General features: G+C 33.3%; 16 protein-coding genes. 6 read left to right on the top strand and 10 right to left on the bottom strand.

All coding sequences use genetic code 11. From position 1 onward, the window contains the following. Positions 1-9: 9 nt before the first annotated feature. Entirely contained in the window at positions 10-3,174 is a 3,165-nt protein-coding gene (locus AAC084_RS05580) for a TonB-dependent receptor (protein WP_339838034.1), read from the bottom strand. A 1,671-nt stretch (positions 3,175-4,845) separates the two neighbouring features. Then, positions 4,846-6,024: a glycoside hydrolase family 88 protein gene (locus AAC084_RS05575; protein WP_339838032.1), complete on the bottom strand. Its 1,179-nt coding sequence runs from the start codon at positions 6,022-6,024 to the stop codon at positions 4,846-4,848. Positions 6,025-6,428: 404 nt separating this feature from the next. On the opposite strand from AAC084_RS05575, the gene uxuA (AAC084_RS05570) reads away from it, so the two are divergent. Then, positions 6,429-7,613, top strand: coding sequence for a mannonate dehydratase (gene uxuA / locus AAC084_RS05570; protein WP_339838029.1), 1,185 nt, complete (start codon positions 6,429-6,431; stop codon positions 7,611-7,613). A 25-nt stretch (positions 7,614-7,638) separates the two neighbouring features. On the opposite strand, the gene AAC084_RS05565 is transcribed toward uxuA (AAC084_RS05570), so the two are convergent. The 3 genes from AAC084_RS05565 to AAC084_RS05555 all read right to left on the bottom strand — a co-directional run bounded on the left by AAC084_RS05565 (position 7,639) and on the right by AAC084_RS05555 (position 12,102). Continuing rightward, positions 7,639-9,870: a c-type cytochrome gene (locus tag AAC084_RS05565; protein WP_339838027.1), complete on the bottom strand. Its 2,232-nt coding sequence runs from the start codon at positions 9,868-9,870 to the stop codon at positions 7,639-7,641. A gap of 81 nt (positions 9,871-9,951) precedes the next feature. After that, a complete protein-coding gene (gene uxuA, locus AAC084_RS05560) occupies positions 9,952-11,148 on the bottom strand; it encodes a mannonate dehydratase (RefSeq protein WP_339838025.1) in 1,197 nt (398 codons plus the stop codon). Positions 11,149-11,283: 135 nt separating this feature from the next. Continuing rightward, positions 11,284-12,102 carry an SDR family oxidoreductase gene (locus AAC084_RS05555; protein ID WP_339838023.1) on the bottom strand — a complete coding sequence of 273 codons (819 nt, stop codon included), beginning with the start codon at positions 12,100-12,102 and terminating at the stop codon, positions 11,284-11,286. Between the two features lie 507 nt (positions 12,103-12,609). Between AAC084_RS05555 and AAC084_RS05550 the strand changes: the two genes are divergently transcribed. Together AAC084_RS05550 and AAC084_RS05545 are read left to right on the top strand one after the other, a co-directional pair. Beyond that, positions 12,610-14,688: an ATP-binding protein gene (locus AAC084_RS05550; protein WP_339838020.1), complete on the top strand. Its 2,079-nt coding sequence runs from the start codon at positions 12,610-12,612 to the stop codon at positions 14,686-14,688. A 187-nt stretch (positions 14,689-14,875) separates the two neighbouring features. After that, entirely contained in the window at positions 14,876-15,706 is an 831-nt protein-coding gene (locus tag AAC084_RS05545; RefSeq protein WP_339838017.1) for a DMT family transporter, read from the top strand. 85 nt (positions 15,707-15,791) lie between these two features. On the opposite strand, the gene AAC084_RS05540 is transcribed toward AAC084_RS05545, so the two are convergent. After that, positions 15,792-15,983, bottom strand: coding sequence for a hypothetical protein (locus tag AAC084_RS05540; RefSeq protein WP_339838015.1), 192 nt, complete (start codon positions 15,981-15,983; stop codon positions 15,792-15,794). 264 nt (positions 15,984-16,247) lie between these two features. Here AAC084_RS05540 and AAC084_RS05535 point away from each other — a divergent pair, with 264 nt between their 5' ends. After that, entirely contained in the window at positions 16,248-16,784 is a 537-nt protein-coding gene (locus AAC084_RS05535; protein WP_339838013.1) for a lipid-binding SYLF domain-containing protein, read from the top strand. Positions 16,785-16,843: 59 nt separating this feature from the next. Here AAC084_RS05535 and AAC084_RS05530 read toward each other — a convergent pair whose 3' ends face one another. The 3 genes from AAC084_RS05530 to AAC084_RS05520 all read right to left on the bottom strand — a co-directional run bounded on the left by AAC084_RS05530 (position 16,844) and on the right by AAC084_RS05520 (position 20,471). Next, positions 16,844-17,662 carry an SDR family oxidoreductase gene (locus AAC084_RS05530; protein WP_339838011.1) on the bottom strand — a complete coding sequence of 273 codons (819 nt, stop codon included), beginning with the start codon at positions 17,660-17,662 and terminating at the stop codon, positions 16,844-16,846. Between the two features lie 106 nt (positions 17,663-17,768). Then, positions 17,769-19,388, bottom strand: coding sequence for a sodium:solute symporter (locus tag AAC084_RS05525; RefSeq protein ID WP_339838009.1), 1,620 nt, complete (start codon positions 19,386-19,388; stop codon positions 17,769-17,771). Between the two features lie 9 nt (positions 19,389-19,397). Beyond that, entirely contained in the window at positions 19,398-20,471 is a 1,074-nt protein-coding gene (locus AAC084_RS05520) for an aldose epimerase family protein (protein WP_339838007.1), read from the bottom strand. Between the two features lie 444 nt (positions 20,472-20,915). Between AAC084_RS05520 and AAC084_RS05515 the strand changes: the two genes are divergently transcribed. Both AAC084_RS05515 and AAC084_RS05510 read left to right on the top strand, forming a co-directional pair. Continuing rightward, a complete protein-coding gene (locus AAC084_RS05515; RefSeq protein WP_339838004.1) occupies positions 20,916-21,608 on the top strand; it encodes an NUDIX domain-containing protein in 693 nt (230 codons plus the stop codon). Positions 21,609-21,682: 74 nt separating this feature from the next. Beyond that, the gene (locus AAC084_RS05510) at positions 21,683-22,705 is read left to right on the top strand and encodes a LacI family DNA-binding transcriptional regulator (protein ID WP_339838002.1); all 1,023 of its coding nucleotides are present in this window, start codon (positions 21,683-21,685) and stop codon (positions 22,703-22,705) included. A 22-nt stretch (positions 22,706-22,727) separates the two neighbouring features. On the opposite strand, the gene AAC084_RS05505 is transcribed toward AAC084_RS05510, so the two are convergent. After that, positions 22,728-24,344 (bottom strand): altronate dehydratase family protein, encoded by a 1,617-nt coding sequence (locus AAC084_RS05505; protein ID WP_339838000.1) that lies wholly within the window; start codon positions 24,342-24,344, stop codon positions 22,728-22,730. Positions 24,345-24,352 lie beyond the last annotated feature (8 nt).

Genomic DNA, 24,352 nt, shown 5'->3' with positions numbered 1-24,352 from the left:
AATTTTCTTTTAAAAACCAACTTGGACTCCTAACAGCAAATTTTTGTTATTCGGGTATGCTCTTCGGTTAACCCCGCTGTCAAAAAGACTTCCACTACCATCTAAGGGTCTACCTAATTCTGGATCATACCCCTGATAATCTGTAAATGTTAACAAATTTTGACCTGCAATATAGATTCTTAATTTTGACATATAGAACTTTTTGACAATATCGCTAGGCAGGGTATAACCAAGCTGAACTGCCTTCAATCTTAAATAAGAACCATCTTCAACCAAATAGTCAGAGGGTCTTTTGTTTAAGGCCAAATCTCGAATCGTAGCTCTTGGCACAATTGTATTGGTATTTTGTGGTGTCCATGCATCAAGGGCTTCCTTTCTTTTCAATCCTCTAGTACCATCCAATACTTGATGGTATCTTTTACCGTTCCACAACTCATTCCCTTCTACCCCCTGTATGAAAATTGAAAGGTCGAAATTTCTATAATCCATATTAATCGCAAGACTATATTCAAAATCAGGAATAGCACTCCCTAAATAGGTTTGGTCATCGTCATTAATAAGTCCGTCACCATTTAGATCGACAAAGTTCATATCGCCCAATACCGCATTAGTTCTCCCATCAGCATCAATTTCTGCTTGGGTCTGGTAAACACCCTCGGTCTTCATGCCATAAAAACTAGCCACTGGCTGGCCGACATCCGTTCTTGTAGCATTATACCCCCCTTGTGTGTAACCACCTCCTACTATAGGATTAACACCCTCACCTAGGGCGATAACTTCGTTATTAACAGTGTTAAAATTTGCAGTTACATCAAAATTTAGACCATCATTCAGCGATAAATGTCGATATGACCCTCCAAACTCAAAACCTGAGTTGTCAATTGTAGCGGCATTGTTAGACAATGTACCTCCAAATCCACCACTAAGCGGAATGGGAACATTGACTAATATATCTTCCGATCTTTTTTTGTAATATTCCGCAGAAAAACTAATTTTCCCGCCCAAAAATTCTGCGTCCAATCCATAATTTTGAATAGTCGTCGTTTCCCATTTTAGATTAGGGTTAGCCAATTGTGCTACCGTAGACCCTCCTTGAACAATACCGCCCAAATTATAGAAATTACTAACATTTAAAACACTTGAGGTTACATAATTCCCTACGTTCTGTGAACCCAACAAACCATAACTACCGCGGAGCTTCAAATTACTAACAAAGCCCTCTTGAGGGAAAAAACCTTCTTTACTAATCCGCCAGCCCAAAGATCCCGAAGGAAAAACTCCAAATCGATTTTCTTCCTTAAACCTTGAAGATCCATCACGACGAATAGTTCCACTTAAAATATATTTACCATCGTAATCATAGTCAATACGCCCCAAATAAGAGGTCAACGCATTCTCCTGTAAATATCCTGTAGTATTATCAGTATTATCATCAGCGGCATCAAGAACTCTAAAGTCATTAAAAATAAAATTAGTACCAACACCCCCAGCAGAGCGAGCCTTAATAGCCTGTGTAGTAAACCCTGCCAAAAGGGTCAAACCATGCTTACCAAATGTATTCGAATATTGTAACGTATTCTCCATTAATGAACTTAATGACCTTACAAAATTCTCATTCAATGAAGCGATAACCTCCGAGGCCTCTTGCGAGGTACTTTGAAAAAAGGTGGGTTGAAATGCATAGTTATGTTGAATACTATAATCGATACCCAAGTTTAATTTATAGGTAAGGTTTTTACTCAATTGAAGTTTTGGCTGAATAGAACCTACTACACGGTCTGTCGTATATAGATTATCATGTAAAATTGCCCTTCCATACCAATTGATTCCTCTGGCCATGCCATATAAATTAGGATCTAAACCAGCAAAACCCCCTTCATTATTCTCATCATATATGGGTATGGTTGACGGTACCTCGCCTTCTCTTGAGAAAAAATTATTAGGATTATTTTCTTCGCGAGAAAGCAATAGACTCTGGTCCATAGAAAAAATACCTTTCTTTAAACTTGTATTTACCGTAAAATTATACCGCTTAAAATCGGAGTCTACAACAACACCCTTTTGATCGAGAAGTTGACTAGATACATAAAATTTTGCCTGATCAGACCCCCCAGAAACATTAACGCTGTATTCTTTATACAAAGCTGGGCTTACCTGTACATCTTGCCAGTCCGTATCTATACTAGGATTAAAACCTGTGTCATTGGGTACTGCTCTCGCATCACCATCATTATCCCTAGCCATATTATGCCAATCGGCAAATTCCCTAGCGTTGAGTAAATCCAATTCATTAGTAGGGGATTGAAACCCTATTTTTGATTCGAAATTAATTATCACATCACCTACACTACCCTTTTTAGTAGTAATCAAAACAACGCCGTTAGATGCCCTACTTCCATAAATGGCAGCCGAAGATGCGTCTTTTAATACACTTACCGATTCAATATCATTTGGATTTAGAAACGACATAGATCCAACGATATTACCGTCGACCACATATAGTGGTTGGTCATTTCCAAATGAACCCGTTCCTCGAATGACAACATTAACACCAGCGCCAGGAGCACCTCCATTTGACTCTACTCGAACACCAGGAACTCTACCCTGAAGTACTGAGGCACTGTTCGCATAGGTTACTTTAGTAATCTCCTCTTTTTTTACGAGACCAACCGAACCAGTCAGCAAAGCTTCCTTTTGGCTACCATAACCAATGACCACTACTTCATCCAAGCCAGAGGCACTTTCTTCCATAACAATATTGAAATTGGTCTGTGTTCCTATAGTGATTTCTTGCGATGCATACCCAATATATGAAACTAACAAAACTTCTCCGCTAGCAACATCTAACAAAAAGTTACCATCAAAATCAGTTTGTGTTCCGTTTACAGTACCCTTCACAACAACACTGGCCCCAGGAAGCGGTTGCTTATTCTGATCTAAAACCTGACCAGAAATCGAAGTTTGAAAATAAGACAAATTGGACATTTCATATTTTGAGACGAGTTCGTCCAATAACCCGTTATTAATCTTAGGTTCATCTTTGTCTTTTGAGTGGACACTATATGTGTTAATACAGATAACCACAAAAACAAATGGTAGAAATAGAATCTTTTTTTTAGCCTCTAGGCTAAAGAAAACTTTTCTCAGCAAAAAGAGTTTTTTGTTTTTCTCCATAATTTTTAGATTTTTAGTTTGGTTTATAAAGGTTATTAAGTATGATTTAAGGCTAGATAGCTGTTGTCAACATCTCAATTTAAAGTTAAAAAAATAGGATTATATTATTTTCAACCGTTGCCTGTTGGTAAATCTACACAATGAGAGAATACATGTTGAATAGTTTTTTGGCGAAAAATGATACTTTTTTTGCATGTAAACCTAAAAAAATCAGAATATCAATGTTTTAACTCAATTTTTTACCAATATTTTTCTGAGATTAGAAAATAATTCCACTTTAAATAGACAACGGTTTGCGACTATTTTAAAATGATTGTATTATTCTAGTTTATTTTCAGATTATAGAATATTAAAAATTATATATGATTTTGTACAGACAATTTTAAATTCCCTAACTATGATATCAAAGGCTTTTTTATTATGAATAAAAATTTGAAAAGGTGAATTTCCAATATTTAATATTGAAATTAAATTGTTAAATATATCTATCGAATGTTAAAATAAGTTGAGTCTATTTTGAATTAATGCATAAAGAGGTTGTAAGCTTTTTTTTAGGAAATCATATTCAACTAAAAAAATAGTATTAATAAAAGATTATCCAGAAATCAAATTTTAATGATATGACCCAAAAAAGAAAACTTTACCAAATAAGAAGAATCAATATATTGGCATTGTTATCCTTGGGTATTGCTTTGCTTTTTCTTCTTGTCTGATCAAATGTGAATACTTCATGTAATGAGGTAACATATAAGAACTATTATGACCACTGTCACTTACCAACAAACCCAATTAACATTCCAAAAGTCATTTGAAAAAATAATGTTCTGCAAGAATGTAATATATATATATAATGATATCGACCCTTACAAAATTAAATCGGCTGAAGAAATAATGCATATTAAGCTTAGCAAAAAATATCATGAAGAGCCCGTTATAGATAGTATTTCATAGAGTAAGATTTATAACTAAATTATATCATTGATATCAAATACTATAACAATCGACTACGACAGGAGCCATAAAAATAAAGACTTACAACTATTTTCAATTAGATCGATTAATCTACAAAAACTACTGTACCTACATTACTACTTTACAATTTGATAAAAAATAAAAAGGTGACCAGAAACTCCATAGCAAACTAATTTGTTTCATTCATTAAAAAATAAATAGATGCCTTATTACAAATAAATATATTGCTACTAAAACTCCATTAATCAAGTTCGTTAAATCAACATTAATTTACATCTAAAACTATTGAGATTTGAAAAGGTATATATTTTTTATAAGAAAGCTACTCTGACCATATTTATTAAAATATTAAGCTCACAAATCATCTACAATTCGAACAAATTTCAGCAAGGGGTTGACTCTAAATGAACTGTAGAAATAAATTTTGAGGCAAAGTATTATGTCAACCTTAATTAAGACAGCTTTTAAGACAAATTGAATCTTGTCTACGTCCTACTTTTTATTCTCTTTAGTTGATTTAAGAGATTAGTTGTTCATCCTCTTTTAAAATTTTGTCGACAACAAATCGACAACAGAAAATATAAATTTTCGCAAAAGCCATTGTATTCAGGCATTTCTTATAAAAGATTTGAATACAATAGAGGCCACTACTACAAAACCTATATATTATGGGTTTTGTAGTATCAAAAGGTTTTCACTTCACTTTTTATTTCTAAGCATCAATTCTAGGAAATAATAATCACCATAGACGATTGGCACATCCATTTCATCATTTTTCGGCCAATTACCCGTACTATGATTTAAAATAAATGGAACATTGATTTCTGGAGGAATCAAGTATTCATCACTTTTCAAGGTATTCATCACCTTATTGGAATATTCAATATACTTAGCATTGTCGGAATACGATGCTAATTCTACCAATGCCGAGGCAACTACTGTAGCCGCCGAAACGTCTTTAACCGAGTTTGGAATTTTAGGATCATTGAAATCCCAGTAAGGGATACCGTCTTTCGGTAATTTTGGGTGATTCAAATAGAATGTAGCAGACTTTTCTGCGCGTTCTAAATAAAGAGGGTTCTTGGTATATCGATAGCACATAGTAAAGCCATAAATACCCCAAGCTTGACCCCTAGCCCATGCAGATTCTGCATTATACCCTTGATGGGTCACCTTATCTTTTACCTTGCCGTTTAAAGTGTCATAGACAACTACATGATAACTACTATCATCATCTCTAAAATGATTCTTTAGAGTTGTATTAGCATGACAAACGGCAATTTTATGATATACACTATCCCCAGAAATTCTTGTAGCCTCAAACAAAAGCTCAAGATTCATCATATTATCTATAATTACGGGAAATTCCCATATATCGTTGTTAAAATCCCAAGAACGAAGACTCCCAACTTTACTATTAAAACGAGTAATTAAAGTTGTAGCACTTTCAATGATAACATCTTTATAATAGGGGTCATTTGTTACTTCATAACCTTCACCAAAACTAGAATACATCTTAAAACCCATATCATGAGTGCCTGCATTATATTTTTCTTTCTCCATCAATTTCGTCCATTCAATAGCCTTGGTTTTAAATACTTCTTTTCCTGTCAACTTATATATTTGCCATAGGTTACCAGGGAAAAATCCACTTGTCCAATCTTTTGATGATACTTTTAATAACTCATCGGACTTTTCATTGTAGCTTCTTGGAAATGATAATGAATCAACAGGATAATCAGACAATTTTTGAAAACGAATATTTAAAAGTGAATCGGTTGACACGGTTTGGGTTCCCTCAACTTTTTCACTTTTACCCTTACAAGAAAAGGACGCAGAAATAAAAACCGAGGCAATAAAAATGGCTATTCTTTTCATAAAATAATTGTTTACTATAATTTCAAATTAAGCCTCAACAAGATAAGGATAGATTTCTAACTGAATGCTTTTGGAAATGCATCTAAAACTTATTTCAATGCTATGATGCTATTGTTTAGTAAAAATTTTATTATTAAAAAATAGTAATACTAATAACTACTTTCACTTTATACGACCAAGCACCATTTAAAAACACTTTCCATCATAATCCCTTTTTTCAAACATTTTACCTGAATAAGTCTATCAAAAAGACATGGTAGGTACAAAATGATATAGTATCTTGAACACCCAATTTACAATGGTATTTGTATCCTTCAAAAAATATAGATACCACTACTCTCGTTAATGCAGTTTTTACTGATAGTAAGGAGTTTTGTTTAGAGTTAATTTTAAAAAATTAAGATTTGAATTTAGAAAACACATGGAGATGGTATGGGCCAAACGACCCAGTTTCATTGCAAGATATAAGACAGGCAGGTGCAACAGGTGTAGTGAGTGCGTTACACCATATTTCTAATGGTGTTATATGGCCGGTTGATGAAATTATTGAGCGCAAAAAAATAATCGAGGCAGCGGGCTTAACTTGGTCAGTAGTAGAAAGTGTTCCTATTCATGAACAGATAAAAACTCAAAAAGGAAATTATAAAATCTATTATGATAATTATAAACAGACCCTTTCTAATTTAGGTGCATGTGGTATAGACACTGTCTGTTATAACTTTATGCCTGTTTTAGATTGGACAAGAACTAATTTAGATTACGAAATGGAAGACGGCTCTACTGCACTTCGTTTTGAGGCAGCTGCTTTTGCGGCATTTGAATTGTATTTATTAAAAAGACCAGGTTCCGAAGAATCGTACACCCAAGAACAGAAATCTGTTGCCAAAGACTTTTTCGACAAACTATCAGAAAACGAGAAAAAGAAATTAATAAGTAATATTATTGCTGGTTTACCTGGTGCAGAGGAAGGTTATTCATTGAAAGAATTCAATACAATTTTAGCATCATATGATACTATTGGCCCCAAAGAACTAAAGAAACACTTATTCGAATTTCTTTCAGAAATAGTTCCTGTGGCAGAAGAAGCCGGAATACGAATGTGTATACATCCTGATGATCCACCTTTTCCAATCTTAGGTCTACCACGAGTTGTAAGTACCGAGCAAGATATTATTGACCTTTACAAAGCTGTTGATAGCCCAAACAACGGTTTAACCTTTTGTACTGGTTCTTTTGGCGTTCGGCCCGATAACGATTTAGCTAGTATGGTAGAACGTTTGGGTGACCGCATTCATTTTATTCATTTAAGAAGTACACAAAGAGATACTCATGGTAATTTTCATGAGGCTAATCACTTAGAAGGTGATGTTGATATGTACGCTGTTATGAAGGCATTAGTGAATGAACAAGAAAAAAGAAAAGCAGCAGGTAGACTAGATACTAGAATGCCTATGCGACCTGATCATGGCCATAAAATGTTAGATGACTTAAGAAAGAAAACAAATCCTGGGTATTCAGGTATAGGTAGGCTTAGAGGTTTAGCGGAATTAAGAGGATTAGAAATGGGGATTAGAAAAGGTTTGAAGTAGTTTATAATTCAAACACAGCAACTCGCTAATCAAGCGCTTTTAGCTCCTCTTCTGTAAATTCCATACCTGACATAGATTTTATGCTTCTAAGCTCTTTAATTCGCTTTTTACTTAAACTCTTCGGCACATCAGAAAAGGCATTTGTAATGTATGATATAATGTCGGCTATATCCTTATCTGAAATAGATTCATTTCTAATGAGCCCTGGCATCGCTAAATTGAAGTTGTACTCTTCACCGTTAACATGAACGGGACCTTCTAAACCATGAAGTATAATAAGCGCTAAACGTTCAGTATTTTTCACATGCTCAGAATTCATTAAAGGAGGCGCAAGTCCGTCAATTCCTTTTCCATCAGCACCGTGACAAGATGCACAAATCTGGAAGAACATTTTAGAGCCACTAGTTCTATTATCTTCATTAATTATTTTTCTAGTGTAAATAGAATTCATCTTACCCTGCTTCTTATCTGAAATACTTCTCTCAAGTTTACTTACAAATTCGGTATGCTTTAATGTATCTATTATTGTTACATTCCCGAAAATTAGTGAATCAATATCAGCTAAACCACTGAGTATAGCTTCCGTAACTGAAGCGTTGTTCTTTCTCCTTTTTAAAATTTCCATCATAATAGGTGTAAAATTCTCTTCATTAAGAGAAATCCAACTACCCAATGAATTTCCTAGATAAAGATCTAATCCAAGTTGATTACGTTCCAAAATTTTATTGAACACACTCTTTGCTTTCTCTATATTTTCTTCGGATGCGAAATGTTTTGAAAGTACAAGGGCATGCGCAATAACTTCTGGATTATCCAACTTCATAACCTCAACTAAGAAATCAAATGACAAGGCATCCCAACCTACCAAAACATATAAAGCATGAATCTGACTCCAAGGATTCTTAGATGTGAGCGTTAATTCTTTTACTTCATCAACAACTTCTGTTAGCTTCTTGAAAATAAGATAATGCTGCGCTCGGTCACGTATCCATCCATTTTTGTGGGATAATAAAGAAACCAGTTCAAGTCCGTCCAAAGTATCTAAATCAGGAATGACATCGGCTACAACATCCTCATGACTTACTTTTAATATTCTTCCAAAATTGACAATTGTATCTAACCGGAAAGTTTTGGCTTTTTCCCGTAGATAAGGACTCATATAAGCATGATGACCTATCATACCACGATGCATATCCACTATATACATACTGCCACTTGGACCGTTCTTTAAACTTACCGGACGGAAACCTTCATCGGTAGATGTTAAAAATTCCTTATTCTGCCAAGCTTGTTCTGCAATTACAGAATCACCCGTAAAAGTCAAAAGCGCTCTTTTTACTAAATTACCTTCTGGTATGCATACAAAAACATTTTGATCATAAGATTCTGTAAACGTACCTCCCCTATATACTAAAGGACTACAGGCTGCCGTTGCATTTACCAATATGCTATCAGCATTTAACACTCCTTTGGCGTAACCCCTGTTTACAGAAGCAGAATGCAAAGGATAAACCCGTTGATCTGCAGTTAAAAGCTTATCTAAACTAGATTTAGGTGTGAAGTATTTGTTATTTATTAAGGTATTTGGCAAAACATAATCGCCCAATAATATTCTTGAATTATTATTGTAATATAAACGTCCAAAATTATCGTGAGAAATACCCCATTGCCCTCTAAAGGTTGTTGGTTCTTTTTGCCAAACACCTTTGTTACGTCTGTATCTAAAGTTCGATTTTGCGTTGTAAATCCAATTATCAATATTTAATTCTAACCCGTTCGGTTGATGTTCAGGATTACCTTCTACTGCATAAATTGAATCTACTAAAACTCTATTTACAGGTTTATCATCTTCAATTTCAACAAACCATAAATTCGGTGGTTCAGCATAGAGTAATCCTCCGTAAACGTGTGCCAATGCACGTGGCATTATTAAACTATCCAAAAAGACTTTAGCATGTTCTGCCACTCCATCTTGGTCCAGATCCTCAAGAATGAGGATACTACCAGTAGGATTCTCTTCACCCGAACCTTGTAAATCATTCATGTACCCAGGCATTTGGGCGACCCAAATTCTACCTTTTGCATCAAAATCAATAGCAACTGGTGCTTTTAAAAGTGGTTCTGACGCAATAACTGCTAATTCAAAACCCTCCTCAATTTTATAAGAATCTAGTGAAACATGACTTTCCTTAGTAGTAGGTTGACAGGAAGATAAAATACAAATAACGATAAAAAGTAGAATAATCTTTTTTGGCATGAAGTAATATTAATTTTCGAAATAATAATGAGTAAAAGATAAAAAGATAAGATGCTGTTCTTATAAAAAGCTAATTTAAATTCAAAGTTCAAGACCTTCCCTTATACCTTTTTCTAAACCGGATAATTGCGCAAGGCCAATGGCTCTACCAATTAATGAGTATCCAGAATAAAAATCATTTTGACGCTGTTTGTCATTTAATAAAACATGACCATGGTCTGGCCTCATAGGTATATTAACTGCTCCATTTTTCTTCATATGTCTTTCTTGTTGTTGCTTTACAATGGCTTTCATCACTTTTTCCATGGGTACTGAGCCATTCAAATGGTCAGCCTCATAAAAACTACCGTCTTTTGATCGGGCTACATTTCGTAAATGGATAAAATGAATTTTGTCTCCAAAATCTTCTATGATTTTAACTAGATCATTGCTTTCGGATGCTCCCAATGAGCCTGAGCAAAATGTTAATCCATTACTTGGAGAAGGACAACAATCTAACAAGAATTTAATCTCTTTATAATTCGATACAATTCTTGGCACACCAAAGACTGAAAATGGTGGGTCATCTGGATGAATAGCCATTCGAATACCAATTTTTTCAGCTTCGGGTATCACGGCATTTAAAAAATAGGATAGATTTTCCTGTAATTGTTGTTTACTAATTTTTAATACGGTAGCATGGTTGGCTTTAAAATCATCTAACGCTATCAATTTTCGCGAACCAGGCATACCCGCCAGTATAGCCCGTTCTAGCTCCTTTTTTTGTTCACTGTTCAACCCCTTAAAATATACTTTTGCTTCTTTATATTGCTCATTGGAATATGAGATTTTTGCATTATCGCGATTTAAGATGAATAAATCGAAAGCCGCTGCTGAAATTGGATTGTATTTTAATGCAGATACACCTGAAGGGAGAATAAAATCTAAATCGGTTCGTGTCCAATCAATTAGCTGCATGAAATTATAGCAAACATCATATATACCATTTTCAGCTAAATTTTTCAGTGTTTGAATATAGTTTGTTATATATAGGTCTCTTTCAGGATAGCCATATTTTATGGCCGCATGAATATTTACGCTTTCCACCACTGACCATTCCATACCATGCCTCTCAATTTCTGCTTTTAAGGAAGCAATGGTTTCAATCGGCCAAACCTGTCCAATAGCCACTTCTTGACATGCGGCTACAATACCTTCAACACCCAATTGTTTTATATCTGATAGTGTAACACCAAAATCAGGGCCAAACCAGCGAAAAGTTTTCTTTAAATAATCCATTTTCTTAATTCATAAATAAATTTTTCTATGATGTATTCTGATTATATTAACATAGGGTAATCGATTACAATATTAAGACTAAGAGCGAAATTTCAACCTTTAATATTGCATATTATTTATTCAGAAAATAATTGATTACACCCCAGAAAATGAACTAAAACCTCCATCAACATCGAAAATACTACCCGTAACAAAACTAGAAGCATCACTTAATAGATAGTGCACCATACCATTAAGTTCAGAAGCGTCACCAAATCGCCCCATTGGTGTATTTTTAATGATACTATTACCTCTTTCAGTAAAAGAACCATCTTCATTTGTCAATAATCGTCTGTTTTGATTACCAATAAAAAAGCCAGGTGCAATTGCATTTACCCTTATTTTATCGCCATGTTTAGATGCCAATTCATTTGCCATCCATTTTGTAAATATATCTATTGCCCCTTTAGCCATTGAATAGCCCAACACTCTAGAAATGCTTTGTTTGGCGGCCATTGATGAAATATTAATTATGGAACCATAACCCTGTTCTATCATTAATTCACTCAATATAACTGTTGGTGTTACGGTACCGAATAAATTAATATCTACCACTTTTTGAGTATCACCCATGGCAATATCCTGAATTGTCTGTTCCGGTTTCAAAGTAGCCCCAGGTATATTACCCCCAGCAAGATTTACAAGTCCGTCTAAATGTTTAAAATTCTTTTTTATCTTATTCTTTAGAGCGATTAGCTCATCTTCGTTCATAACATCTACCTTGAAAATATATGTGCTATTTGCAACGATAGTATTCAATTCATCTTGCTTAGCCTTTAGCTTATCTTCTGATCTACCAAGTAATAGAACATTTGCCCCATTTCTTACTAGATATTCAGCGATTGACCCACCTAAGGTACCAGTACCTCCCGATAGCGCGTAATTCTTATTTTTTAAAGATAGTAACTCGTTCATTTAACTCTATTTAATTTTTACTTGGCTTTGGCTTATTACTCTTTTATTTAATGAAATACTGAATATCAGGAAACAATAAAAATTGAAGCATATTAACTATCACTTTTTGATTTGGTGAAGTTAATAGATTTCTAAAAACATATTCCGCATTTCAATTCTATATTAAATTTCGATACATAATTATTGAATAAAAAATGTCTAAATGTCTAAATGTCTAAATGAATATTACATTTTAAATCTAGCTAGTAATTTTTAATCTGTAAAGAGTAAAATGAAAAAAGTAATAGAAAAATAATTTTCAACTTAAATTTTATGAATTAGATTATTGTTTTTTTCTTAAGACTTGTAGAATATTGTTGAAAATTTAAGCATTTTCTATTTGTACAATTCTTTCTTTCTACATATTTGTAGGTTTTTACCTACAAATATGTTCATCCAACAACATTAATTACTTTATTCTTTTATCCTGAACTAATTTGTGAAAGATTATCAATCTAACACTAGTACATGTTCAAATATTTAAAAGTAAGAATAACATTCTATTCTAATTCATTAGTACTATTATGTACCATCAGTATGCTGTCTTCAAATATTGCTGGTGCACAAACTATAAAAAAGGATAGTTTGACCCAACAAATAAAACTAATAAAATCAACTTCAAATTTTGAAAAAAATAAGGATTACATAGATTTATTATATGAGTTGGGAAGAGAAATTAGGTTTTATAATCTCGATAGTCTTTTATTGATTTCAAACAAAACTATAAGCTTAAGCAAAGCAATTAATTATCCCCATGGTGAAATAAAAGGTCTTATTAATCAAGGTAGTTTCTATTTAGAAACTGGAAAACAAGATCAAGCATTAGAGAGTTTTTTAAATGCTCATGAAAAAGCATTGCAAATAGAAGATTTAGAGTTAATTCTAATTGCAAAAAACTTGCTGGCCATGGAGTACGAATATAAGCAAGACTATGCTAAAGCCCTGAATGAAAACTTGAAAGGAATTGAACTTGCAAAAAAAAATAAAGAGTATAATTGGTTATCTACCTTTTATGTAAACACTTCCAATCTATATAAAATTCAACAAGAATATAAACCTGCCATCCTTTATTTAACAAAAGCCAAAGAATTAAGTAAAAAAGGAGTAGATGATAGGACAACCGCCGTAACCCTAGCCTATTTAACTTCTACCTACATAGAAACTGGTGACTTAAAAAATGCCTCAATCAATATAGAACAGTGCATTTCTATTTTAGAAAATCTTGATCTACCTGAATGGAAAAAGTTTTCCTACGAATTAAAAGGTTCAATTTACCTTAAAGAAGAACAATATACCAAAGCCCTTTCTTGGTTTCTAAAAAGTAAAAGAATTCATGATGAAATAGAACAAACGCGATACAAAATACCTTTATATACCGGTATCTCCAAAGCATATATGGGTCTTAAAAATAATGTGCTAGCAGAAAAGTATGGGCTAAAATCATTAGAATTAGGTAAAGACTTGAATATTCTTGATGGTCAGGAAGAAAATTTAAAACTTCTTTATACATTAAAAAAGATTACAAATAACCCAATAGAAGCACTAACCTATTTAGAAGCGTTTAAAAATGTGTCTGACTCCATTTATAAAAATAAGAATGAGCTAGAATTAAGAATATTAAAATCCAACCTTGAATTTGACCAAGAAAAAGAACTTTATTTAATTGAAAATGATAAAAAAATTACCCAACAGAAGTATTATTTCTATGGTGCGCTTTTAATCATTTTGGCTTTTCTAGTTATCATTTTTATACTCAAAAGAAATAGTAAAATACAAGAAGAACTATACCAAAAACTAACTATAAAAACTACTGAATTAAAGAAAAAAGAGAAACACCTTATAAATTCAGATAATACTAAAAGTAAATTATTTTCTATTATAGCACATGATTTGAAAGGACCTATAAATTCATTTAAATCGTTGTTCAACTTAGTAAACTCGGGGGAAATTAGTACAAAAGACTTTATGAATTTTACTCCTGAAATGGGAGAAGACATAGATAGCATATCTTTTACACTCAATAATCTTCTCTCTTGGGGACAAACACAAATGGATGGTATGGTTACGAAATTAGAAGTTACCAACATACACTCGTTAGTAAATGAAAACATTGCTTTACTCTCAAAAACTGGAACACAAAAATCAATTCTTATAGTTTCTGAAGTTGACAATAATATTAATACTTGGTCTGACAAAAATCAAATAGGTATTGTAATTAGGAATTTGATTAGTAATGCCTTAAAATTTACCCCAGAGAATGGTTCAATAACTATAGGCGCAAGTGAAAAGGAAAAATTTTGGGAAATATGGGTTAAGGATACTGGAATAGGTCTATCTAAAGATGCACGAGAAAAGATTTTCAGTAAAAACGAGACATTCACCACTTATGGTACCAACAATGAAAAAGGAACAGGCTTAGGTCTTGTTCTCTGTAAAGAAATGGTAGAAAATAATGACGGTGCTATTTGGTGCGATAGTACATTGAATGAAGGTACATGCTTTTATTTTTCGGCCCCAAAGTTCGAAGCAGATATCTTAAAAACCTGATTCTTTTGCAGAAGTATGGTGTTAAATAAATATTTAATCTCATTTTATAAACTTCATATAATAGTTTCTATTAATATGGAGTTTATGCCGCTAAAGTTTAAAACAACACAAAATAGTTTCACCTGTTTGTAGTTTTAAACATAGCTTTGTTTCCATCTAAGAAATATCTTCCATCTTAAGCTACCAATTGAAGAAAGCAATTCTTTACATGATTATTAGTACGTTTTCATTTAGTTTAATGAATTCATTCGTAAAATACCTTAGTCATTTCCCAACCTTTGAAATAGTTTTTTTCAGAACGGCTGGCTCATTACTTCTAGGAACGACTTATATTTTAGTTAAAGGCATACCTATCTTAGGTAACAGTAGAAGATTAATGATTTTTAGAGCTCTTGCGGGCTTAACCGCGATGAGTCTTTTTTTTATGTCCTTACAATACTTGCCAGTAGGCACAGCAGTTTCTCTAAGATATTTAGCACCTATATATGCTGCCATTTTTGCTGTATTCTTACTTAAAGAAAAATTAAAAACTATTCAATGGTTTCTCTTTTTATTGGCCTTTGGTGGAGTCTTAGTGTTAAAAGGCTTTGACCAAGAATTAAATACTACGGGATTACTTTTAGTTTTAGCCGCTTCAGTTTTTAGTGGATTAGTTTATGTTCTCATTCGTAAAATAGGAAATAGTGATCATCCCTTGGTCATAGTCAATTATTTCATGTTCATTGGAACCATAATTGGTGGTATTCTAAGTATTAATGGATGGATACCGCCAAAAGGAATTGATTGGATACAACTACTAAGTCTAGGAATATTTGGATTCTTCGGACAAGTGTTCATGACTAAAGCTTTTCAAATAGCCAAAACTAATTTGGTAGCACCCTTAAAATATATCGAAGTTATCTTTACAATATTAATCGGTGTAAGCTGGTTTGGAGATGTATACTCTCTTTGGAGCCTAATGGGAATTTTAATGATTATTGCTGCCTTGGCAGCCAATGTAATTGTAGGCAGGCGATAATTTTAATTTTTACAGACTATTGGTCAAAAAAAATACTACCGATTACAAAGCATCGGTAGTATATAGTTATGGTCAGAAATTTCAATCATTTTCGAACAGATTCCTGCTCGGCTAAACTATTGTTAGCATCTTTCACTGAGTTTACAATAACCGTTGTAACCTCATCTTCAATTTCATCAGAATAGTTTAGATAATATATAGCAGATAGCATTAATGATAATGCCAGCACCAAATTCACAATCATCTTAGAATCGAAAAATTTATCTGTGTTTCTCATATTACTAAGTGACTGGTTAACAGTAGAAATATAAAGACAATAATTTAAATTAACAAATTTTTAAGAAAAAATAAATTGATTAAATCTTAAAAAAATGCAGAATTATTAAATAACAAATTAAATTTTAACTTATAGTTAACTGATTAACAGTTATTTAAAATTTAATTGAATTAAATTTTATAGCATATAAGATAATTAAGGTACTAGGTAAACTCTAATTTTGTGGTAACACTTTAATTAAGTAATAATTCAAAAATAGAACATATGAAAATCTTAAAATCATTCACTTTCACTACACTGCTATTCTTAGCAATTGGTCTTAATGCTCAGAACAACAAAGATCAAAAAATTATTAAAGATGCTACAAAAGCAAAAGACAAAATAATGAAAATGGATATAGGTCTTGACCATTTTTTTACAAATTCAGCAGGTTATGTTGTCTTTCCTAACGTCGGAAAAGGTGGATTCATTATTGGTGGAGCATCAGGGAACGGAGTAGTATATGAAAATGGAACCATGGTAGGTATGGCTGATTTAAAAAAATTAAGCGTAGGCTTACAGGCAGGTGGCCAAGCAATTACTGAAGTTATTTTCTTTGAAACTGAAGCTGATTTAGCAAAGTTTAAGGAAGGAGATTTTGAATTTTCGGCAGAAGCTTCAGCAGTAGCATTAAAATCTGGTGTTTCGGTAAATGCTAAATATAGAGATGGTGTCGCTGTATTCGCATTACCAAAAGCAGGATTAATGGCCGATGCATCGGTTGGTGGTCAAAAGTTCGATTATAAGCCGATAATCAAATAATTCATATCGCATTGAAGTAAGAAAGCCGCCCATTAAGGCGGCTTTCTTTATTTTTAGTATTACCCATTAGCTGTAAAACCAGGATAGCAAGTCATGCCACCATCAACAAAAATCGTTGTACCATTAATATATTCAGATTCATCTGAAGCCAGCCAACTAGCAACACTTCCTATATCATCTGGAACACCAATTTGTTTATAGGGAATCAATTTCAACATATCTTCTCTACCCTCTTTTGTGCTCCATACATCTTTGTTAATATCTGTTTTAATGGCACCCGGTGCGATAGAATTACACCTTATTTTTTCTGGCCCATATTCTTGGCAAATTGTTTGCATTAGCATAACCAGACCTCCTTTAGATGCTGCATAATTAGCATGGCCTGCCCAAGGAATTACTTCATGAACAGAGCTCATATGTATAATCTTACCCAAAGATTTAGAAATCTCTGGTCGCATTCCTCTTCTTTTGAATTCTATAATTGCTTCTTTGGCACAAAGAAATTGACCAGTTAAATTTACATCTATAACTCGTTGCCAATCTTTCAATGGCATTTCATGTAATGGGTAATCTAACTGCAGACCAGCATTAGCAACACAAACATCTACTGTTCCAAATTCAGCAATACTTTTTTTGAACAATGTTTTTACATCATCTTCTTTACTTACATCACACTTAACCACAATGGCATTACCTGAGTCTGAAATTTCACTTATCCAATGTGCAACTTCTTCTGCTTCTTCTTTACTACTATGGTAATTAACAACAATATTTGCGCCTTCCATCCCCATTGCCTTAGCAACGGCTTCACCGATACCATCACTAGAACCAGTAACGATACACGTCTGTCCTTCTAATCTTTTATTAGGTTTTTGCATGCTTATTTTTTTAGTTAATAAAATTAATTCACATTACTAAGATTGATTAATGCAATAACTAAAATTTGTAACATGTAATCGCTAAAAGCAAAGCTGCTTAAACATTTTACTTCCCATTGAAGAATACCATAATACCTATTACAATAAGAACAATTATGATTGATACCGTAACATCAACCCAAGTATAACTACTCTTATTTTTATTCTTTTCTTCTTCTGTTATGGTGCCAAAAGTAAGATTTACAATTTGCTCTTGATCCGGTGCTTTCGTTAATAAGCTTACTGTGACCATAAAAATTAAGCAGAATAAGAAGAACCATGCTCCAAAGCTCAAGAAATTCATATCACCCAAATAAAACAAAACACCATCAGGATTCAGGTTGTCTTTTATAAGTTCTAATGTTATTCTTAAAAATGCCACTACAATACCCATTACCAATGTTGCAAAGGCACCCGTAGCATTAATACGTTTATAAAATATACCTAATAAAAATACCGCTGTTATAGGAGGCGCGATATATGATTGTACGCTCTGTAAATATTCATACAATACCCCTGAAATATTGGCCATAATCGGAATCCAAATAATCCCAATAATTACCACGAATACAGTTGCAATCTGACCTGTACGCACCAATTTCTTTTCTGGCGTATTTGGTCTTAGTTTTTTATAAACATCAACGGTAAAAAGAGTTGAACATGAATTAAACACAGAAGCTAATGAGCTCATTAAAGCTGCCAATAAGCCTGCAGCTACAAGGCCTCTTAAACCAGATGGCAATAAATTACTCATTAATACAGGAAATGCTTGATCTGCGCTTTCCCACTCTAATTCGCCTCGCATTTTTAATGTCAACGCAATCACCCCTGGTATTAAAAACAAAAAAACTGGTAAAAGTTTTAATAACGCTCCAAAAATAGTACCTCGTCTACCCTCTTTAATATTTCTGGCTGTTAGTGTTCTTTGTACAATATATTGATCCGTACACCAATACCAAATACCTACTATTGTACTTGTTATAAAAAGCGATGGCCAAGGAAAGTCAGGATCCGTTGCCGGACGCCACATATTAAAATATTCTGGACCTAAGGTATCGACCATACTACCCCATCCACCTACTTTATCTAAGCCCATAAAAGTTAATACGGCTGCCCCAATAACCAATAAAATAGCTTGAAGAGTTTCTGTATAAACTACGGCACGCATTCCCCCTAAAACCGTGTATATACCAGTTAAAACTACCGTTGCAATTGCTCCTGTCCAAAAATCTATTCCTAATAATGCTGAAACCACTACACCACCGGCATAAATGGTTACCGAAATTTTGGTCAATACATAGGCAACAATTGAGAAGATAGACAATACCCATCTCGACCTTGCGTCAAAACGTTTCTCTAAAAACTCTGGCATTGTAAATACTCCACTACGGGCATAAAATGGTAAAAAGACCCATCCTAACATTAATACTACCCAAGCATGTATTTCATATATAAGTAAGGGTAGTTTATTGCTAGCACCTGTGCCCGCTAAACCTACCACATGTTCAGAACCTATATTCGATGCAAATATAGAGGCACCTACTACGAACCAACCGACATTTCTACCTGCCAAAAAGTAATCTTCGGTATTATCCTCTTTTTTTCGAATAACCCAAACTGCTATACCTACAAGCAATAAGAAATATAACGAAATACTGATCCAATCTAAATTGTCTAATTGTTGCACAAGTTTGGTTTATTTAGTCGAAAATTTAAAAGTTGTTTTGGTTGAATATTTTTCACCAGGTTCTAGACGTACAGAAGGAAATTCTGATTGGTTGGGTGAATCTGGATAATGTTGAGTCTCAAAACAAAATCCACTTCTTTTAGCATAAAAACCACCATTTCGTGTAGGTAGTGTTGCATCTAAAAAATTACCCGTATAAAATTGCATCCCTGGTTGATCGGTTAGTACTTCTAAAGTTCTACCTGTTCGTGAATGATAGGCCTTTGCGACTGAACGGTACCCGGCTTTTTGGTCATTAAGTACCCAACAATGATCGTAACCACCGCCTAATTCAATTTGCTTATTTTCTGCATTAATTTCTGCACCAACTAGTTTTGCTTTTCTAAAATCAAAAGGTGTACCCTCTACGTTAGCTAATTCTCCTGTCGGGATTAAAGAGCCATCAACAGGTACAAATTCATCTGCATCTATTTCCACTTCATGATCTACTATTGGTTGTGAAAAATCACCTGACAAATTAAAGTAAGAATGCTGGGTAAGATTTACAACCGTAGTTTTGTCGGTTGTTGCTTCATACAATACGTCTAAACTATTATCTTGGTTTAAGGTGTAGGTAACAGTAGTAGCCAGATTACCCGGAAAACCTTCTTCCATATCCTTACTTAAATAGCTAAGTTTTAGAGATGCTTTAGAATCAGTTTCTTCTATACCCTCAACCTTCCAAACAACCTTATCAAATCCTTTTTCACCACCATGCAAATTGTTTTCGCCATTATTTTTCGCTAAGGTGTATTCAGTATCATTTAAATTAAATTTACCTTTTGCAATTCTGTTGCCATAACGACCGACCAATGCACCAAAAAATGGATTTTTAATCTCATATTGTTTTAAGTTATCAAAACCTAGAACTACATTTTGAATTTTCCCCTTTTTATCAGCAGTATTTACTGTTATAATTCTACCACCAAAAGTAATTATACCAACTTCAATACCCCCTTCATTTTTTAAAATATACTTCTTTACTACTTCATCACCGACAGTTGTACCAAAATCACTTTCTATAATGCTCACTGATTTGTTCATTTTTTGAATAGCTATTTTTTCAGAATTTTTGCTAATTATCTTACAACTAAAATTCAATGTCAAAATAGTAAAAATTAAAATTAGCTGGCAAATCATTTTAATTATATTCATTTTATATCATTCCTCAAATTTGTAATTAGTAAATAATTATGCGCTTAATCAAGAATGCCGAAAAATATCATCAAATTCTAACAACACCTTTAAATACTTGGGGAAATAGTAATTTAGTTAAAAATTTGATGTAATAACTATCTTAATTTTTAGTTATAAATTTTTAAGGAGAAATACTTCGAAAACGATTTAGTAATTTACTTTAAATTGACAATATTTATAATATTCTAAATCTTAAATTACCATATTCCATTAAAATAGTTTTTGACAATTTTTCCCATTATTATTTCAAATCCATTGATTCTTATTAAATTACGCCGCAAAGAATTTAACATGGTTTTAAGTAATTACCTCAAAGAGGATAAAGTTCTAGTAGCAGTCGATTGTATTATATTCGGATTCTATCAAGAGGAATTAAAAATACTTCTAGCTAAAAGAGACTTTGAACCAGAAAAAGACAAATGGTCACTCATAGGTGGATTCCTTAAAAAGAAAGAAGATTTAGACATGGCGGCCACTAGAGTTCTAAATCACCTAACTGGTCTAAACAATATTTATATGGAACAAGTGTCCACCTTTTCAAAGGTAGACCGTGACCCAACAGAAAGAACCATATCAGTAGCCTATTTCGCTCTTATCGATATTGCCCACCACTGTAAAGATCTCTTAAAACAAAACCCTATTAAATGGTTTGATTTAAAAGATGCTCCTCAATTAATTTTTGACCATAATGCAATGGTAGAAAAAGCCTTGTTAATCTTAAGAAGAAGGGCAATGACCAAACCCATTGGTTTTGAACTTCTACCAGATAAATTTACAATGCGTCAGCTGCAAAAATTACATGAAGCTATTTTAGACACAAAACTTGATAAAAGAAATTTCATCAACAAATTCAATTCTCAGGATATCTTAAAAAGATTAGATGAAAAAGATATGAGCTGTTCCAAAAAAGGCGCGTACCTATTTCAGTTTGATCAAGAAAAATATCATAAAAAATTAGAGGAAGGATTTAGTTTTAAAATATAGATTTGCTTATTTTATAGAATGCTTAAAGTATTTTGATTTAATGGGTTTATCGTATATTTAGCGATGTATTTCCCATGAGCAAAAAAACTACAATTTATGATATTGCCAAGGAGTTAGATATTACGGCTGCTACTGTTTCAAGAGCCCTAAATGAAAATCCTAGAATAAGCAAGAATACAAGAGAACTTGTACTTGCCACAGCAGTTAAAATGAACTACAAGCAGAACAGATTAGCTTTGGCCTTAAAAAGCGGAAAAAGCAAAAGTGTTGGTGTAGTTATACCATTCATAAATAGAAATTTTTTCTCCTCCGTAATTAGAGGTATAGAAGATGAATTATATCCAAAAGGTTATCATGTAATTATTTCTCAAACACATGAAGAGAAAGATCGAGAACTTAAAATTGTCCAAAACTTATTAAATGCCCAAGTTGATGGAATATTAATATCTACATCACATTCAAATGAGGAGAAAGATAAATTTGAGCATATTCTAAAAAAAACTACTCCCTTTATCTTCTTTGATAGAAAATTAGATTTCCCAGATATAAGTTCAGTAACCGTAGATGATTATCAAGGAGGGTTCGATGCTACAAAACATTTAATTGATCAAGGCTGTAAAAGAATAGCTCACTTTTATGTAAACCATGAAATTGAACTTTATAAAAACCGGTTACTTGGTTACAAGGATGCCTTGACACAGAACGGATTTGAAATTATCCCTGAATATATGGTGCCTTTAAAAAATGATATGGAAGCAGGTATGGAAGCTGCAGAAAGACTAATGAAGCTGCCTCTTCCTCCAGATGCTATTTTCTCATCTACAGACAACGGATTATTAGGTGCTGTTAAATACTTGCAACAATTATCTATTAAAATCCCAGAAGATTTTTGTGTTGTTGGTTTTAGTAATGAGCCCTTCACACAGTTTTTAGAACCTTCTATAAGTTCTGTTGATCAATCACCCGTAGAAATGGGAAAAATGGCTGCAAAAGTATTCTTAGAACAAATGGATAGTGAACAATCGGTAAAAATTCATAAACAGTTGATTTTACCATCTAAACTGATTATTAGAAAATCATCTAGTAAAATAAAATAGTTTTAACTTTCATGTCAAATACTTAGAGTGAAACACCTCTTTTCCACGGAATAAAATCATCTTGGCCCAATTGATCTGCTTTTGCCTCAATTTCACCACTGGCAACGCGAACCACATATTCCAAAATTTCCTCACCCATTTGTTGAATTGATTTTTCGCCTCGTATTACCGCACCAGTGTCAATATCAATAATATCCGGCATACGTTCAGCAAGTATCGTATTAGAAGAAACCTTTAGAACAGGAGCTATAGGATTACCTGTTGGTGTTCCCAAACCTGTCGTAAACACAACAATATTCGCTCCAGAACCAACCATACCAGTGGTACTTTCAACATCATTACCAGGAGTACATAGTAAGTTTAAACCTGGTTTAGTTACATATTCGCCATAGTCTAAAATAGCTTCGATGGGTGAAGTACCTCCTTTTTTTGCAGCACCTGCAGATTTCATTGCATCAGTTATTAACCCATCTTTTATATTACCAGGTGAAGGATTCATATCAAAGCCAGAGCCCGCAGCCTCGGCCGAAGCCTCATATGCCTTCATTAATTTCATAAATCTAGCGGCATCTTCATCATTTGTACATCTATTTACAAGCTCTTGCTCTACGCCACATAATTCTGGAAATTCAGAAAGTATAGGTGATCCACCAACTGCGGCAAGAATATCTGAAGCGTAGCCCAAAGCCGGGTTTGCCGATATTCCAGAAAAACCATCAGAACCACCACACTCTAATCCCATTTTTAATTTAGATATGGAAGCTGGTTTACGTTCTATCGAGTTTGCAGCCTTTATTCCTTCAAAAGAATCTTTAATAATGGTGTTCAGCATTTCATCAACCGTACCCATTTGTTGCTGCTCATAAATTAATACAGGTTTATTAAGATTTGAATCTATAGCATTCAGAGCATCTTTAAACAAGTTGATCTGTAAATTCTGACATCCTAAACTTAACACAGTAGCACCTGCAACATTTGGGTTTTTAACATACCCCGCTAATAATTTTGCTAAGGTCTGAGAATCTTGGCGTATACCACCGCAACCACCTTGATGAGTTATAAATTTAACATCTATATTACTAAAGGTCTGATTATTGGTTTCTTGTTTTCCATCTTTAAAATCAACATCATTACCGTTGATAAGATTACGTAACAATTGTCTTTGATTTCGTTCTTTACCCATAGAAAATTCTTTTTCAAAAACCTCTTTAAGTACTTCAATATTTCTATTTTCACAGAAGACTAAAGGAAAGAATAACCAAACATTTTGCGTACCTACTTGACCATCTGGCCTGTGATACCCCATAAATGTTCTATTCTTCCATTTAGAAACATCTGGTGGTATCCATATTACCGTCTTCGTTCTCCCTTTCACCAAATCACTTTGGTGCTTTATGTTTTCAGTAGTTAATACGTCTCCTCTTTTAATTGGGAACATTGCCTTGCCGACCAAAACACCATACATGAAAATTTGGTCTTCTTTATCCAAATCAACAAATGCAATTTTATGTTTTGCTTTCGTATTGGATAATATGATAACTTCTTCGCCTTCATATTGTATTCGATCACCTTGTACCAAATCTACTAAAGCAATGGCTACATTATCCCCATCTTGTACTTTGATTAATTTTTTCTGCATGACTTGTA

Source organism: uncultured Maribacter sp. (genome assembly GCF_963977385.1).
GTDB lineage: Bacteria > Bacteroidota > Bacteroidia > Flavobacteriales > Flavobacteriaceae > Maribacter.
This window is presented reverse-complemented; position numbering and strand designations above follow the sequence as displayed.